This window comes from Diaphorobacter sp. HDW4A, assembly GCF_011305995.1.
Taxonomy (GTDB): domain Bacteria; phylum Pseudomonadota; class Gammaproteobacteria; order Burkholderiales; family Burkholderiaceae_C; genus Diaphorobacter_A.
In genome coordinates, this window is sequence record NZ_CP049910.1 from 1,257,915 (window position 1) to 1,273,822 (window position 15,908).

Sequence of the window (15,908 nt, forward strand, 5' to 3'; positions counted from 1 at the left end):
ATTTTGAAGGAGTACAGCCATGTGTGTAGTTTGCGGGTGCAGCCGCGATGCGGAGATCTCGGCAGGACACGCCCAGCCACATACCCATGCGCATCAGGCCACGCCCGCCGCTGGCGAGCAGGACGGCGAGCTGCACTACGGGCGCGGCGCGGCGCGGGTGAGCGTGCCGGGACTGAGTCAGGAGCGCGCGCTGCGCATCGAGACCGACATCCTCGGCGAGAACAACCGCATCGCGCGGCGCAACCGTGCGCATTTCGAAGCCCATGGCATCACGGCGCTGAACCTGGTGTCGAGCCCGGGCTCGGGCAAGACCACGCTGCTGTGCGCGACCATCAAGGCGATGCGCGCGCGTCATTCGGGAATGGACATCAGCGTGATCGAGGGTGATCAGCAGACCAGCTTCGACGCCGACCGCATCCGCGAAACCGGTGTGCCTGCGATCCAGGTGAACACCGGCAAGGGCTGCCATCTGGACGCGCCGATGGTGGCCGATGCCTTCAATCAGCTGCACACGCACGGCCATGGTCACGATCATCAGGGCCTGCTGTTCATCGAGAACGTGGGCAATCTGGTGTGCCCGGCGATGTGGGACCTCGGTGAAGCCGCGAAGGTGGCGATTCTCTCGGTGACCGAAGGCGAGGACAAGCCGCTCAAGTACCCCGACATGTTCGCGGCCGCACAGCTCATGGTGCTCAACAAGGTCGATCTCCTGCCGCATCTGGACTTCGATGTGGCGCGCTGCATCGAGCTCGCGCGGCGCGTGAATCCGGGCATTGAGATCCTGCAGGTCTCGGCGAAGAGCGGTGAAGGCATCGACGCGTGGCTGCACTGGATCGAGCATGCGATGGGAGCCGATCACCACCATGACAACCACCACGACCATCACCACGATCATGGCCACGGCCACCATCGTCACGAACACGGGACCGCGCGATGAGCCAGCCCGTGCTCGCGCTCGGCGCGTGGCTCAAGAACCGCGTCTGCTGGGTGGATGGCGATGCTGTGCACTGGTCCGCCGTGCATGGCCATCTGCGCGACGTGACGGCCTGCGTGGCGCTCGAGGCTTCGGCGCGCGAGCTGGTGCGGCTGCATGGCATGCCGCAGGCCATCGCGCACGATCTGCATCCTGACTTCCACAGCACGCGGCTCGCGCATGAACTCGCGGCCGAGTGGGGCGTTCCCGCGATTGGCGTGCAGCACCACCACGCGCATGTTGCGGGCGTGATGGCCGAGTTTGGCTGCGGCGGCTCGGTGATCGGTCTCGCGCTCGATGGCTTGGGGCTCGGCACCGATGGCACGGTCTGGGGCGGCGAGTTGCTGCGGGTGAATCCGCAGGGGTTCGAGCGTCTGGGCCATCTGTGGCCGCTGGCGCTGCCCGGCGGCGACGTGGCGGCGCGCGAGCCGTGGCGCATGTTGGCCTCGGCGCTGCATGCGATGGGGCGCGGTGACGAGATCGTCGGGCATGCGCAATCCACGGTCGGAAAATCCAGCGCGCGCATGATCCAGAACCTGCTCGCACGCGGGCTGCTGAGCCCGATGACCACAAGCGCGGGGCGCTGGTTTGACGCGGCCGCTGCGGCACTGGGACTTGCGCCGCGCCAGCAGGCGGAAGCCGAGGCGGCGATTGCGCTGGAGACCACTGCCGCGCATTTCATGGACGAGATTCCGGCAAATCGCACGCGCGCTGTCGAGTTGCGCAAGGGTGCATTCGACGTGCTCGACCTGCGCCCGCTGATCGCCGAACTGCTGGCCTGGGATGGCGGCGAGCGGGCGGTGCCTGAGGCGGCTGCGTGGTTCCATCAGGCGTTGGCAGATGGCCTGTCGGACTGGGCCGCGAATGCGGCGGACCGCGCCGGTTGCAGCACGGTGGTGCTGAGCGGCGGCTGCTTTTTCAATGATCTGCTCAAGCGCCGGGTGCAGTTGCAGCTCACGCTGCGCGGGCTTCGGGTGCTGTGGCCGCAATCGCATTCCTGCGGTGATGCGGGCATTGCGCTGGGGCAGGCGTGGGTGGCGGCGCGGCAGTTGCCGCTGCTGCGGAAAAGCGAAGAGGATGTTGTATGTGCCTAGCCATTCCGGCGCGGATTGTGGAAATTCTGCAGGACGCGCGAGCCGTGGTCGATCTGGGTGGGATTCGCAAGAACATCGATTGCTCGCTGGTGGGCGATGTCGCGCTTGATGAGTACGTTGTCGTTCACGTCGGCTTCGCCATCGGCCGCATTGATCCTGAAGAGGCCGAGCGCACGCTGGCCCTGTTTGCGCAGATGAGCGATGCCGAAAAGGCGAAGGCGGAGGCGACCTCAGCATGAAATACATCGACGAATTTCGCGATGGTGAACTGGCGCGGCAGATCGCGGCACGCATCGCCGCCGAGGCCCATCCGGATCGCAACTACAGCTTCATGGAGTTCTGCGGCGGCCATACACATGCGATCTCGCGCTACGGCGTGGACAGCTTGCTACCCGCCAATGTGCGCATGGTTCATGGCCCAGGTTGCCCCGTCTGCGTGCTGCCGATTGGGCGCATCGACATGGCGATCCGGCTTGCACTGGAGCACAAGGCCATCGTCTGCTGCTACGGCGATACGCTGCGCGTGCCGGCATCGGACGGGCTCTCGCTGCTCAAGGCCAAGGCGCGAGGCGGCGACATCCACATGGTGTATTCGCCGTCGGATGCGCTCGTGATCGCGCGCGACAACCCGGGGCGCGAGGTGGTGTTCTTCGCCATCGGCTTCGAGACCACCACGCCGCCCACCGCCGCCGCGATCCGTGCAGCGCAGCAGCAGGGCCTGAGGAATTTCAGTGTGCTGTGCTGCCATGTGCTCACGCCCGCCGCGATTGCGCATGTGCTCAATTCGCCCGAGGTGAAGCAGTACGGCACAGTGCCGCTTGACGGCTTTGTCGGCCCGGCGCATGTGAGCATTGTGATCGGCTCCGCGCCGTATGAGCCGTTCGCACGCGAGTACCGCAAGCCAGTGGTGATCGCGGGCTTCGAGCCGCTCGATGTGATGCAGGCCATCCTGATGCTGATCCGCCAGGTCAACGAGGGCCGCGCCGAGGTCGAAAACGAATTCACCCGCGCCGTCACCCGCGAGGGCAACGGGATCGCCATCGATCTGATGGACGAGATCTTCGAGATGCGCGCGGCCTTTGAATGGCGCGGTTTGGGCGAAGTACCGTTGAGCGCGCTGCGCATCTGCGGCAAGTATGCCGAGTTCGATGCCGAGCGGCGTTTTCCGCTCGAATACGCGCCGGTCGCGGACAACAAGGCCTGTGAGTGTGGCGCGATTCTGCGCGGCGTGAAGCGGCCGACCGATTGCAAGATCTTCGGCACCGTGTGCACGCCGGAAAACCCGGTGGGCTCGTGCATGGTGTCGAGCGAGGGCGCCTGTGCGGCGCATTATTCATATGGCAGGTTCAGGAATATTCCGGTGGTGGCAGAGATGGAAGCGGGGGCAGCGGCATGAGCAGCGATGTGGCGGAGAAGGTAGCGGCGAAAGTAGCCGTTAAAAAGGACTACGTGCGTCCGCTGAATTTCAGGCACGGGCATGTCGACATGAACCACGGTGCGGGCGGCCGCGCCGCGTCGCAGCTCATCGAGGAGCTGTTTCTCAAGGCCTTCGACAACGATCTGCTGCGCCAGGGCAATGACGGCGCGGTGTTTGCGCCGCCCGCGCTGCCTGCGGGCGCGCGGCTGGTGATGGCGACCGATGCGCATGTGGTCTCGCCGTTGTTCTTTCCGGGCGGCGACGTGGGCTGTCTTTCTGTGCATGGCACGGTCAACGATCTGGCGATGTCGGGCGCGACGCCGCTGTATCTCACTGCGAGCTTCATTCTCGAAGAGGGCTTTGCGCTGGCCGATCTGCGGCGTGTGGTCAAGTCCATGGCCGCCGCGTCGAAGGAGGCGGGTGTGCCCATCGTCACCGGAGACACCAAGGTGGTCGAGCGCGGCAAGGGCGATGGCGTGTTCATCAGCACCACCGGCCTCGGCGTGGTGGCGGCGGGCGTGGACATCGGCGGTGCGAATGCGCGCGAGGGCGACGTGGTGCTGCTCTCCGGCACCATCGGCGAGCATGGCGTGGCCGTGCTGTCGCAGCGCGAGTCGCTGCAGTTCGAGACCAGCATCGCATCGGACACGTCCGCGCTGCACACGCTGGTGGCCGCCATGCTGGCCGCAGCTCCCGGCGCGGTGCGTGTGCTGCGCGATCCCACGCGCGGCGGCGTCGCGACCACGCTCAACGAGATCGCGCGCCAGTCCGGCGTGGGCATGGTGCTTGAAGAGGCCGCGATTCCCGTGCTGCCGCAGGTCGAGGCGGCGTGCGAGCTGTTGGGCCTCGATCCGCTCTACATCGCCAATGAGGGCAAACTGTTGGCCGTGTGCGCACCAGAGCATGAGGCCGCCGTGCTGGCCGCGATGCGTGCGCATCCGCTCGGCGCCAACGCGGCGCGCATCGGTGTGGTGACGACCGACCCGCATCACTTCGTGCAGATGAACACGCGCTTCGGCGGCCGCCGCATGGTGGACTGGCTGAGCGGCGAGCAATTGCCCCGCATCTGCTAAGAGCGTACATGGACGCCCTAACGGCACGAGCGACTGGTTGTGATGCATCTTGATTACAATCAGTTGCATCGGCCTGATGGGCTGGAAATGAACACCTTTCGGCAGTCATCACGCATGCGGCAGCATTCTTTCGAGCCACGGTTTTCAGGATTTCTTCGTTGCACGACGAGGTGGAGCCGCGCGCGATGATGGACGACGTGCACGATCCGCAGGACCTTCCCACCGTACTGGTGGTGGACGACGAGGTGCGTTCGCAGGATGCAATCCGGCGCACGTTGGACGAAGATTTTCAGGTGCTCACTGCCAGCGGCGCAGATGAGGCTCGGGTGCACTTCGAGCGCCATAGCATTCAGGTGATTCTCTGCGACCAGCGCATGCCGGGAGTGACCGGCGTGGAGTTTTTGAAAGAGGTGCGCGAGCGCTGGCCCGAGACGGTGCGCATCGTGATCTCGGGTTACTCCGACTCGCAGGACATCATCGCGGGCATCAACGACGCGGGCATTTACCAGTACATCCTCAAGCCCTGGGTGCCCGACCATCTGCTGCGCACCGTGCGCGACGCGGTCGATGCGCAAAGCCTGCAGCGCGGCATGAGCCAGCTCGATCTGGAGCTGCGCGCCAGCACGCCGCAGCTGCGCCAACGCATGCAGGCCAAGCTGGAGCAGGCACGCAGCGTCTTCGATTTCGACCGTATCGAACGCGGTGCGGGGAGCCCCCTCAACGCCGTCTGCGCGATGGCCGAGAAGGTGGCGCGCTACGACCTGTCGGTGCTGGTGCTCGGCGAATCGGGCGTGGGCAAGGAGCTGATCGCGCGCGCCATTCATTACGCGAGCCCGCGCGCATCGGGCGCTTTCGTGGTGGAAAACTGCGCCGCGATTCCCGACACGCTGATCGAGTCCGAGCTGTTCGGCTACCGGCGCGGCGCGTTCACCGGCGCGTATGAAGACCGGCCCGGACTGTTTCAGCGCGCGAGCGGCGGCACGCTGTTTCTTGACGAAATTGGCGAGACCTCGCTCGCGTTCCAGGTGCGGCTCTTGCGCGTGTTGCAGGAGGGCGAGGTGCGACCGATTGGAGCGCAACGGCCGGTGCCGGTGAACGTGCGCGTGATCGCCGCGACCCACCGCGATCTGGAGCAGCGCGTGCGCGAGGGCCTGTTTCGCGAAGACTTGTATTACCGCATCGCGGGCATCCACCTCACCGTGCCACCGCTGCGCGAGCGCAGTGGTGATATCGAGCCGATTGCCACGAAGCTGGTGCGTGAGATCAGCCAGGAACTTGGCTGCCCCGGCGCGACGCTGAGCCGCGAGGCGCTGGCCTGTCTGATGACCTACCCGTGGCCCGGCAACATCCGCGAGCTGCGCAACGAGATCGCTCGTGCGATTGCGCTGAACGACGGTGGCGAGCTGCCCGCGACAGCGTTTTCGCCGCGTGTGCTGCAGGGTCAGGCGGGGCTCTCGACCGTGGCATCGTCGGTGGTGAACGCGGCGCTGCCGCAGACCGGCACGTTGGGCGAGCGTCTCGACGTCATCGAGGCCATGGTGCTGCGCGAGACGCTGCTGCACCATCGCTGGAACAAAACGCGCGTGGCCAAGGATTTGGGCCTGTCGCGTGTGGGCCTGCGCGCCAAGATGCAGCGCTTTGGGTTGGAGAACTGATCGCGCATGTCAAAGAGGTCTTCCGATATGTTCAATGTGCTCTGGTTGCAGTCCGGCGGTTGCGGCGGCTGCAGCATGTCGCTGCTGTGCGCTGACACGACGGATTTTCACGGCCAGTTGCGCGATGCGGGAATCAACCTGCTCTGGCACCCGAGCCTCTCGCTCGAATCGGGCGACGAGCTGCAGGACCTGCTCGCCCGCGTGCTTGATGGCCGAGTGCGCGTGGACGCGCTCTGCATCGAAGGCGCGTTGCTGCGTGGGCCGAACGGCACCGGGCGCTTTCACGTGATGGCGGGCACGGGCGTTCCGATGATCGACTGGGTGCGCAGGCTCGCGGGCGTTGCGCGGCATGTTGTCGCGGTGGGCAGCTGCGCGGCCTGGGGCGGCATCACGGCGGGGGCGAGCAATCCCACCGATGCCTGCGGTCTGCAGTACGAGGATGACCGTCCGGGCGGCCTGCTCGGCGCGGAGTTCCGTTCGCGCTCCGGGCTGCCGGTGATCAACATTGCGGGCTGCCCAACGCATCCCGGCTGGGTGATCGAAAGCCTGATGGCATTGGCTGCGGACAGCCTCGCCGAGCAGGATCTGGACTCGCTCGCGCGTCCGCGTTTCTACGCCGATCATCTGGTTCACCACGGCTGCACCCGCAACGAGTTCTACGAGTTCAAGGCCAGCGCCGAGAAGCCCTCCGACCGTGGCTGCATGATGGAACACATGGGCTGCAAGGGCACGCAGGTGCACGCCGATTGCAATACGCGGCTGTGGAACGGCGAGGGCTCGTGCACGCGCGGCGGCTACGCCTGCATCGCCTGCACCGAGCCGGGCTTTCAGGAGCCGGGCCACGCGTTCGACCGCACGCCGAAGGTCGCAGGCATCCCCATTGGCCTGCCCACCGACATGCCAAAAGCCTGGTTCGTCGCGCTCGCATCGCTGTCCAAATCCGCCACGCCCAAGCGCGTGAAGATCAACGCCACGGCGGATCATCTGGTGATGACGCCCGCCGTGCGCAAGACGCGGCTCAGATAAGAAGGTTCAGAGAAGGTTTCACGCATGGCGCGTTTGCTCGTAGGCCCGTTCAACCGGGTGGAAGGTGATCTCGAAGTCTCGCTCGACATCCGTGCAGGAACGGTCAAGCGTGCGCAGGTCAATGCCACCATGTACCGCGGTTTCGAGCAGATCCTGCAGGGCAAGCTGCCGCACGACGCGCTGGTCTACGTGCCGCGCATCTGTGGCATCTGCTCGGTCTCGCAATCGGTCGCGAGCGCCAAGGCGCTGGCGGATCTGGCCGGTATCACCGTGCCCGACAATGGCCTGCACGTGACCAATCTGATGCAGGCGACCGAAAACCTCGCCGATCACCTCACGCATTTCTACCTGTTCTTCATGCCGGATTTCACCCGGCCCGTCTACGCGTCGCGCACCTGGCATGCCGAAGCCGTGCGCCGCTTCGCGCCGCATACCGGCGAACAGATGCGAGAGGCGATTGCCTCCCGCCAGCGCTGGTTCACGCTGCTCGGCACGTTGGGCGGCAAATGGCCGCACACGCAAAGCATTGACCCCGGCGGCAGTTCGCGCGCGGTGGAGCAGGCCGAGCGCATCCGTCTGCTGTCCAAGCTGCGCGAGTTCCGCAGGTTTCTGGAGCGGCACCTGTTCGCCACGCCGCTGGAAGAAATGGCGGCTCTGTCGTCGCTCGATGCGCTGTGGGCGTGGCATGACGCGGCGCTGAACGTGGGTGACTTCCGCCTGTTCCTGAGCTGCGCGCGCGATCTCGAACTGCATCAACTTGGCGCAGGGCCGGGGCTGTATCTGAGCTTCGGCGCCTACTCCCAGCCGGGCGGCGCGCATGCGCTCGCGTCGGGCGTCTGGCGCGCAAGCGAGCAGACGCTGGTCGAGCCCGACACACTCGCGATCACCGAAGACGCCGCGCACGCATGGCTCGAAGACGCACCCATGCCGCTGCACCCGCTGCAGGGCATGACGCTGCCGAACGCCGACAAGCCCGGCGCCTACACCTGGAACAAGGCCCCGCGCCTGGCCGGAGAGGTGGTGGAAACCGGCGCCATCGCGCGCCAGCTCGCATCGGGCCACCCGTTGGTGCGCGACGCGGTGGCCAAGCACGGTGGCTGCGTGCTCACCCGCGTGATCGCCCGCGTGCTCGAACTCGCCATCGTCGTGCCGATGATGGAGCGCTGGCTCAAGGCGCTTGAACCCGGTGACCCGTATTTCACCGCCTGCGAGCTGCCCGACGAAGGCGTGGGCATGGGCCTCGGCGAGGCCGCGCGCGGCGCGCTCGGCCACTGGCTGGTGGTGAAAAACGGCCGCATCGCCAACTACCAGATCGTCGCGCCCACCAGTTGGAACTTCTCGCCACGCGACGCGGGCGGTACGCCGGGGGCTTTGGAAAAAGCGCTTGAAGGTGCACCGGTGCTACCCGGTGAGAAGTCACCCGTGTCGGTACAGCACATCGTGCGGTCGTTTGATCCTTGCATGGTGTGCACGGTGCATTGAAGCCCGCTACCGCGCAATGGCGTGTGCGGTCGTAGGTATTTCCACGCGATTCAGAGCGGCATCCCCGTAGACAATACGGCCTTGTATACATGACCTACAGACAGGACGGGGCAGGGAAGGCGAGATGCAGATTGAACAGCACAACAGGCGCGGTTGCGTGCGCATGCCGTCCACCGAGGCGCTTCGGGGATTCGAGGCCGTGGCGCGGCTCGGGAGTTTTGAGCGGGCGGCGCGGGAGTTGAGTCTCACGGCGAGTGCGATCCGCAAGCGGGTGAACGGGCTGGAGGAACTGGTGGGTGCGGAACTGTTCGATCGCCGCAGCAACGCGATCCTTCTCACCGAAGCGGGGGCGAAGTACCTCGAATCCGCCAAGCCGATCCTCAACATGCTGATCGCGCTGCCATCGTTTGCGCAGCCCGCTGCGACGACCACGCGTCTGCGCATCACCGCCACGCCGACGTTTGCGCGGCAGATGCTGGCGTCGAGTCTGCAGGGGTTCATGAATCTTTATCCGCACATCGATGTGGAGCTGATCGTCGTGCCGCCGGTGTTCGACTATCCGTCAACCAATGCCGAGGTGGAGATCCGCGCCGGGGATGCGGTGGCCAATGGCGGCATTCCGCTCACGCAGGATGTGGCCATGCCGATGGCGTCGCCGGTGCTGCTCAAGTCGCTGCCGCCGCTGAGATGCCCGGCAGATTTGCGCCATGCGCCGTTGATCCGCTCGGCACTGGAGCCGTGGCAGCCGTGGTTTCAAGCGGCCTTGCTTGATTGGCCCGAGCCACAGCAGGGGCCGAAGTTTCAGGATCTGGGGTTGATCTACGAGGCCGCGTTGAAGGGTCATGGCGTGGCGCTATGTCGGCTGAGTCTGGTGCGCGATTGGCTTATGAACGATACGCTGCGCCCGCTGTTCAATGTGTTCTCACGCCCGGCCAACCAGTACTACGCGCTGACCAATACGCAGTCCGAAGAGGTGCGCCTCTTCGTGCAATGGCTGCAGACGCTGTGTGCCGAGCAGGCTATGCTGAGCCAGGAGCTGGCGCAGCAGGCAATTTCGCGAATTGCGCGGCACGCTGTGCAGGTTCATCAGGACGCCTGAATCAACAGCAGGCCGGAATGCTCGCCGGGTGCAGCACATCGCGGCCGACGGCGCGGATGTCGGTGTGGCCGCAGAAGGCCATGGTCACGTCGAGTTCCTTTGCGAGGATTTCGAGGCAACGCGTCACGCCTGCTTCGCCGAATGCACCGAGTCCGTAGAGGTGAGGGCGGCCGATCATCGTGCCGCGTGCGCCGAGCGCCACGGCCTTGAGCACGTCCTGACCGCTGCGGATGCCGCTGTCCAGCCACAGTTCGACCTGGTTGCCGACGGCATCGGCGATGGCGGGCAGCATGGCAATCGACGAGAGTGCGCCGTCGAGCTGACGACCACCATGGTTGGAGACCACCAGCGCATCCACGCCGCAGGCGGCGGCCAGGCGCGCGTCTTCCACATCGAGCACACCCTTGAGCACCAGCTTGCCGCCCCAGCGTTTTTTGATCCACGCGATGTCGGACCAGTCGAGCTTGGGATCGAACTGCTGGGCCGTCCATGACAGCAGCGATCCCATGTCGTCCACGCCGGAGACATGGCCGATGACGTTGCCGAATTCGCGGCGATGGGTGCGCAGCATGTTCAGGCACCACGCGGGTTTGGTCGCGAAGTTCAGCATGTTGCCGAGCGTGATGCGCGGCGGCGCGGTGAGGCCGTTGCGCAGGTCCTTGTGGCGTTGGCCGATGACCTGCAAATCGAGCGTGACCACCAGCGCGCCGCAGTGGGCGGCCTTGGCGCGGTCAATGAGGCGACCGATGAAATCGCGGTCCTTCATCACGTAGAGCTGAAACCAGAATGGCTTGGTTGTATGCGCGGCGATGTCCTCGATGGAGGCGATGCTCATCGTGCTCAGCGTGTAGGGTATGCCGAATTTCTCGCAGGCCTTGGCCGCCAGAATCTCGCCATCCGCATGCTGCATCCCCGCAAGCCCGGTGGGCGCGATCGCCACCGGCATGCTCACCGGCACGCTGACCATGGTGCTTTCGATGCTGCGGTCCGCGATGTTGCGCGCCACGCGTTGGCGAAAGCGGATCTTCCGGAAATCGCTTTCGTTGTCCCGGTAAGTGCCCTCCGTCCAGCTGCCGCTGTCGGCGTAGTCGTAGAACATTCTGGGCACGCGCTTTTGCGCGAGCACGCGCAGGTCCTCGATGCACACGGCCTTGGCGAGATCGCTCGCGGTGGGTGCGAACAAGGGGTTGATCAGGCGGGAGTGATCAGTCGAATGGCTCATGCTGGTTCTGCTGCTCATTGCTCAACCGCCGAGGTAGGCGGCCTGTACTTTCTCGTTGCCCAGCAACGTCGCACCACTGCCTTCGAGCACGATCTCGCCGGTTTCCAGCACATAGGCGTGGTCCGAAATCTTCAGCGCCTGGCGCACGTTCTGCTCCACCAGAAAGATGGTAAGGCCTTCGCGGTTGATGCTCTTGAGGGTGCGAAAAATGTCCTGCACGATGATGGGCGCGAGGCCCATCGACGGCTCGTCGAGCAGCAGCACGCGAGGCTTGGCCATGAGCGCGCGGCCGATGGCCAGCATCTGCTGCTCGCCGCCCGAGAGATTGCCCGCCAGCCCGCCGTCGCGCTCCTTGAGGCGTGGAAACAGTGTGTAGATGCGGTCCAGATCGGCGGCCTGTTCGGCGGCCGAATCCTTGCGGGTGTAGGCACCGAGCTGCAGGTTCTCGCGCACAGTCAGGCGCGTGAGCGTTGCGCGGCCTTCGGCGACCTGCACCAGTCCACTTGCCACCAGATGATGCGGCTTGAGCGTGGTGATGTCCTGACCGCCGAACAGCACGCGGCCCGCATGCTTTTTGACGAGGCCGGAGAGCGCGAGCAGCGTGGTCGATTTGCCTGCGCCGTTGGCGCCGACCAGCGTGGTGATCTGGCCGGGCATCAGGTCGAACGAGATGCCCTTGACGGCCTTCACATGGCCGTAGTTCACGGCCAGATCGCGCACACAGAGCAGGGGCTCGGTCATGTTGTTCGTTGCGTGCTGGTTCATTGCGCCGCTCCCGCGTGGGTGCTGTCATCGTCATCGTCGCGGCCCAGATAGGCCTCGATCACCTGCGGATCGTTGCGCACGTGTTCGGGGTCGCCGTGCGAGATGATCCGTCCAAAATTCAGCACCGCGATTTCCTTGCACAGTCCCATCACGAAGCGCATGTCGTGCTCAATCATGAAGATAGTGAAGCCGCGCGCGTGGATGTTGCGCACCTCGTGCATCAGCTCTTCCTTTTCGGTCGAGTTCATGCCCGCGACGGGCTCGTCGAGCAGCAGCAGCTTGGGTTCGGTAGCGAGCGCGCGCGCCAGTTCGAGGCGGCGCTGTTCGCCGTAAGAGAGGCTCTCGGCCAGCTCGTGTGCCTTGTGATCGAGGCGCACCCACGATAGCAGCTCGTGCGCCTTCTCGCGCGCCGCACGCTCGGCTGCCGCAAAGCGCTTGCCGCGCAGAAACACGCTGGCGAATCCGTAGTCCAGGTTCGCGTGCATGCCCACAGCCACATTGTCGAGCAGGGACATTTCCTTGAAGACGCGGATGTTCTGGAACGTGCGGGCGATGCCGCCCTGTGTGATTTTGTAGGGCTTTCTTCCGACCAGCGACACGCCGTTGAACAGCACCTCGCCGGACGAGGGCGGCAGCAGGCCGGTGATGATGTTCAGCACCGTAGTTTTACCCGCGCCGTTCGGGCCGATCAGGCCGAAGATGGTATTGGCGGGAACGCGGAGGTTCACGTCCTCCAGCACGCGCAGGCCACCGAAGTGGCGCGACACGTTCTTGAGTTCCAGCAGCGGGGTTGGAGTTGAATGCTTGCTCACTTCGCGTCTCCCTTCTTGGCGCCGCTGAACATGCGCCTGAAGCGCGCCGGATCCCACAGCCCGCGTGGCAGGAACAGGATGATCACGATCAGCAGCACGCCGTTGACGACGAGGCGGAAGTCCTTCAATCCGCGCAGCACTTCGGGCAGCAGCGTGAGGAACAGCGAGCCGACCACCGGGCCGATCAGCGAGTTCACACCGCCCAGAATCGCCATCGTGAGAATCTCCACGGCGCGGTCGAAGCCGTACTCGTTGGGGCCGATGAAGAAGGTGAGGTGAGCGCTCAAGCCGCCCGCCAGACCGGCGATGCCTGCACCTAGGATGAAGGCCATCATCTTGTTGGCGTTGGTGTCGATGCCCATCATGCCGGCGGCGGTTTCGTCTTCCTTGATGGCTTCGAGCGCGCGGCCCACCTTGGAGCGGCGCATGCAGGCCAGCATCGCGATCACCACAGCGAGCGCGAGCAGCACATGCCACCATTCGGTGCTGTTGGGAATGCCGTTCAAACCGAGCGCGCCGCCCGTCAGATCCTCCGCATTGAGGATGACGATGCGCACCACTTCGCCGAAGGCGAGCGTCGCCATTGCGAGGTAGACGCCTGACAGGCGCATCACCGCCTTGCCGAGAAAGAAGGCGACGAACATCGGCGTGGCGATGCCGCCCGCCAGCGCCAGTGTGAACGGCGCTTCGTGGCTCATTGTCAGGATGGATGCGGTGTACGCACCGATGCCCATGAAGGCCGCATTCGCGAGCGACAGCATGCCGCAAGAGAGGGTCAGGTAGATCGACAGTGCGAGCAGCGCGTTGATGCCCAGCGTGAGCACCAGATTGCTGTAGATCTGCCAGAAGTTTTCAAAGTATTCCATGGATGTGCCGCCTCACGCCTTGCGCTCTTGAATGCGTCCGAGCAGCCCTTGAGGGCGCAGGATCAGCACGAGGAACAGCACACCGAATGCCACGGCATCGCGCATGTTCGAGCCGATGTAGGCCACACTCATCACCTCGGCGAACCCGAGGAACAGACCTGCGAGCATTGCGCCACGGATGTCACCCATGCCGCCGAGAATGATCACGGCGATGCCCTTGTGCAGAATGGGCTGGCCCATCAGCGGGAAGAGGGCGTTGGAGTAGACACCCACCAGCGTGCCCGCCACACCGCCCAGACCTGCGGCAACGAACGAAGTGATGATGAACAGCCACTCCACATTGATGCCCAACAGCAGCGCGGCCTTGGGCGATTCGGCAATGGCGCGCAGCGCGCGGCCAATCTGCGTGCGGCCAATCATCAGCACCAGCGCGACCATCAGCAGGAATGACAGCAGGATGATGCCGAGTTCGATCACGGTGATGTGGATGCCGAGAAAGTCCAGCGATTCCTGCGGCAGCACGTCGGTCGGAAAGCGCTTGTTCTCCGCACCCGCAATGCCCTGCGCGAGGCTGTTGAGCACGATGGCCACGCCGATGGTGGCGATCATCGGAATCAGGTGCGGCGCATTCCGATTGCGCAGCGGCCTGAGCACCAGCACGTCGATCAGCGCACCGACACAGCCCGCAATCACGAACGCGAAGATGACGGCGGCCCACAGCGGAAAGCCGAGATTCTGCACGGCGGCCAAAGCCGCATATGCGCCCACCATGAACACCGCGCCGTGCGATAGATTGATGACGCCCAGCACGCCGAAGACCAGCGTGAAGCCCAGCGCGAAGAGTGCGTAGACGCACCCCAGCGACAGAGCGTTGAATAACTGCTGTTCCAGCATGATAGTTCCAGTGGGCCGCGATGGGCCGACGTGCGGACCGGCCGCCTTCGTGGGATGACAAAGCGGGCCTTGGCGTCTGCGATTGCACGCCGCGCCTGCCGCTGGCCGCCACATGGTGAGCGGCGCGCGGTCGGGCGTGGGGTGTGTGAGGGTGACCGTCGCGATCAGCGGATCGCGCTCGCGGCGGTCGGTGCGGTATCGGTTGCTGTATCGCCCAGTCGAATCACTGCGCGATGGTGTAGCGGCCTTGCTTGGTCACGCTGATGATCGGCTTTTGATCGGCATCGTAGCCAGCGGGCTTGCCGGCCTTGTCGTTCACGCGGCGGAAGGTGAAGGGGCCGGTCGCGCCGGTGTGCTTCACCGTGGCCAGCGCATCGCGCAGCGCCTTGCGGTCGGCTTCGATCTTGCCGGTCAGCTTGATACCTTTGAGCGCGGCGGCGGCGATGTAGATGCCGTCATAGGCCTGCGCGGCGAACTGGTCGGGCGCGGTCTTGTACTTCTGCGTGTAGCTTTCCATGAACTTGGCATTCTCGGCGGTCTTGTTTTCCGAAGACCATGGGCTGCCCACCCACAGGCCGTCGCTCGCGCCCTTGGCGAGGTCGAACACCTTCACCGAGTTCATGCCGTTGCCGCCGATCACCGGCACGTTCAGACCGATCTGACGGGCTTGCACCATGATCGGCGCGCCTTCTGCCATCAGCGCGGACAGCACGATGGCATCGGGATTGCTGGCCTTGATCTTGGTGAGTTGCGCCTTGAAATCCACGTCGCCCTTGGCGAAGGTCTCGGTTGTGGTCACGGCGATGTTCTGGTCAGCCAGCGCCTTCTTGAAGTTGTCGTAGCCGCTCTTGGTGAACACGTCGTCGTTGCCGTACATGACGGCGACCTTCTTCACGCCAGCGGACTTGATGGTGGCCTTCACGGTTTCGGGCAGCACGTCGGCCTCTGTCACGGCGTTGCGGAAGGTGAAGTCACCGATCGATGTGATGCCGTCGGCGGTCGTCGAGGTGCCGAACGCGGGAATCTTCGCTGCCTGCGCAATCGGGAAAGCCGCCTGCGCCGAGTTCGACAGCGTCGGGCCGAAGATCATCAGCACGCGATCCTGGAAGATCAGCTTCTTGAAGACGTTGATGGCTTCTTCCTTCTTGCCCTGTTCGTCTTCCACCACCAGCACCAGCTTGTCGCCGTTCACGCCGCCGGCGGCGTTGATTTGCTCGACGGCCAGTTGTTGCGCATTGCGGATCGAAATGCCGTACTGAGCCGCACCGCCACTCAAGGCCTCGGCCGCGCCGATCTTGATGTCGGCGGCTTGCGCGCCCGTGGTCAACAGGGCGGCAGCGCTCACGGCGGACATGGCAAAAGCGAGTGTGCTGATTTTCATAGTCGTTGTCTCCATCTTCCGGAAAGTGGTGTGGCCCGACCCGGCTCAAACAGGAGGGGCGCGGGGCCAAATGCAGCTTTTCTGGCGCAGTGAAGACAGCCGGAAAAACGGACTGGAATGATGGCAAGGGATGGAATACGTCGGGGGGA

The 15,908-nt window shown here is 64.9% G+C and carries 15 protein-coding genes; 9 read left to right on the forward strand and 6 right to left on the reverse strand.

Annotated features, from left to right (window positions below; all coding sequences use genetic code 11):
- Positions 1 to 19 precede the first annotated feature (19 nt).
- From hypB to G7047_RS05725, 9 genes are all read left to right on the forward strand, one after another.
- Positions 20 to 937 (forward strand): hydrogenase nickel incorporation protein HypB, encoded by a 918-nt coding sequence (hypB, locus tag G7047_RS05685; RefSeq protein ID WP_166301938.1) that lies wholly within the window; start codon positions 20 to 22, stop codon positions 935 to 937.
- Positions 934 to 2,067: a carbamoyltransferase HypF gene (locus G7047_RS05690; protein ID WP_166301941.1), complete on the forward strand. Its 1,134-nt coding sequence runs from the start codon at positions 934 to 936 to the stop codon at positions 2,065 to 2,067. Before hypB ends, G7047_RS05690 begins: the two co-directional genes overlap by 4 nt.
- Entirely contained in the window at positions 2,058 to 2,306 is a 249-nt protein-coding gene (locus G7047_RS05695) for a HypC/HybG/HupF family hydrogenase formation chaperone (RefSeq protein WP_166301944.1), read from the forward strand. The genes G7047_RS05690 and G7047_RS05695 overlap by 10 nt, the downstream gene beginning before the upstream one ends.
- Positions 2,303 to 3,463, forward strand: a complete 1,161-nt coding sequence (gene hypD, locus G7047_RS05700) for a hydrogenase formation protein HypD (protein ID WP_166301947.1) — start codon at positions 2,303 to 2,305, stop codon at positions 3,461 to 3,463. The genes G7047_RS05695 and hypD overlap by 4 nt, the downstream gene beginning before the upstream one ends.
- Complete coding sequence (hypE, locus tag G7047_RS05705; protein ID WP_166301950.1) at positions 3,460 to 4,557, forward strand: hydrogenase expression/formation protein HypE; 1,098 nt, start codon at positions 3,460 to 3,462, stop codon at positions 4,555 to 4,557. Before hypD ends, hypE begins: the two co-directional genes overlap by 4 nt.
- Positions 4,558 to 4,745: 188 nt before the next feature.
- Positions 4,746 to 6,212 (forward strand): sigma-54 dependent transcriptional regulator, encoded by a 1,467-nt coding sequence (locus G7047_RS05710; RefSeq protein ID WP_166311898.1) that lies wholly within the window; start codon positions 4,746 to 4,748, stop codon positions 6,210 to 6,212.
- A 6-nt stretch (positions 6,213 to 6,218) separates the two neighbouring features.
- On the forward strand, positions 6,219 to 7,238 hold the full coding sequence (locus G7047_RS05715) for a HupU protein (RefSeq protein ID WP_205904722.1): 1,020 nt from the start codon (positions 6,219 to 6,221) through the stop codon (positions 7,236 to 7,238).
- 24 nt (positions 7,239 to 7,262) lie between these two features.
- Positions 7,263 to 8,720: a nickel-dependent hydrogenase large subunit gene (locus tag G7047_RS05720; protein WP_166301953.1), complete on the forward strand. Its 1,458-nt coding sequence runs from the start codon at positions 7,263 to 7,265 to the stop codon at positions 8,718 to 8,720.
- A gap of 124 nt (positions 8,721 to 8,844) precedes the next feature.
- Positions 8,845 to 9,819, forward strand: coding sequence for a LysR substrate-binding domain-containing protein (locus G7047_RS05725; protein ID WP_166301956.1), 975 nt, complete (start codon positions 8,845 to 8,847; stop codon positions 9,817 to 9,819).
- A 1-nt stretch (position 9,820) separates the two neighbouring features.
- Here G7047_RS05725 and G7047_RS05730 read toward each other — a convergent pair whose 3' ends face one another.
- The 6 genes from G7047_RS05730 to G7047_RS05755 all read right to left on the reverse strand — a co-directional run bounded on the left by G7047_RS05730 (position 9,821) and on the right by G7047_RS05755 (position 15,732).
- Entirely contained in the window at positions 9,821 to 11,041 is a 1,221-nt protein-coding gene (locus tag G7047_RS05730; protein WP_166301959.1) for an alpha-hydroxy acid oxidase, read from the reverse strand.
- 21 nt (positions 11,042 to 11,062) lie between these two features.
- Positions 11,063 to 11,806 carry an ABC transporter ATP-binding protein gene (locus G7047_RS05735; RefSeq protein WP_371813853.1) on the reverse strand — a complete coding sequence of 248 codons (744 nt, stop codon included), beginning with the start codon at positions 11,804 to 11,806 and terminating at the stop codon, positions 11,063 to 11,065.
- Positions 11,803 to 12,591 (reverse strand): ABC transporter ATP-binding protein, encoded by a 789-nt coding sequence (locus G7047_RS05740; protein ID WP_166311901.1) that lies wholly within the window; start codon positions 12,589 to 12,591, stop codon positions 11,803 to 11,805. Before G7047_RS05740 ends, G7047_RS05735 begins: the two co-directional genes overlap by 4 nt.
- Positions 12,592 to 12,614: 23 nt before the next feature.
- Entirely contained in the window at positions 12,615 to 13,484 is an 870-nt protein-coding gene (locus tag G7047_RS05745; protein ID WP_166301963.1) for a branched-chain amino acid ABC transporter permease, read from the reverse strand.
- Between the two features lie 12 nt (positions 13,485 to 13,496).
- Positions 13,497 to 14,378, reverse strand: coding sequence for a branched-chain amino acid ABC transporter permease (locus tag G7047_RS05750; protein WP_166301966.1), 882 nt, complete (start codon positions 14,376 to 14,378; stop codon positions 13,497 to 13,499).
- Positions 14,379 to 14,601: 223 nt separating this feature from the next.
- On the reverse strand, positions 14,602 to 15,732 hold the full coding sequence (locus G7047_RS05755; RefSeq protein WP_371813880.1) for an ABC transporter substrate-binding protein: 1,131 nt from the start codon (positions 15,730 to 15,732) through the stop codon (positions 14,602 to 14,604).
- Positions 15,733 to 15,908: the final 176 nt, after the last annotated feature.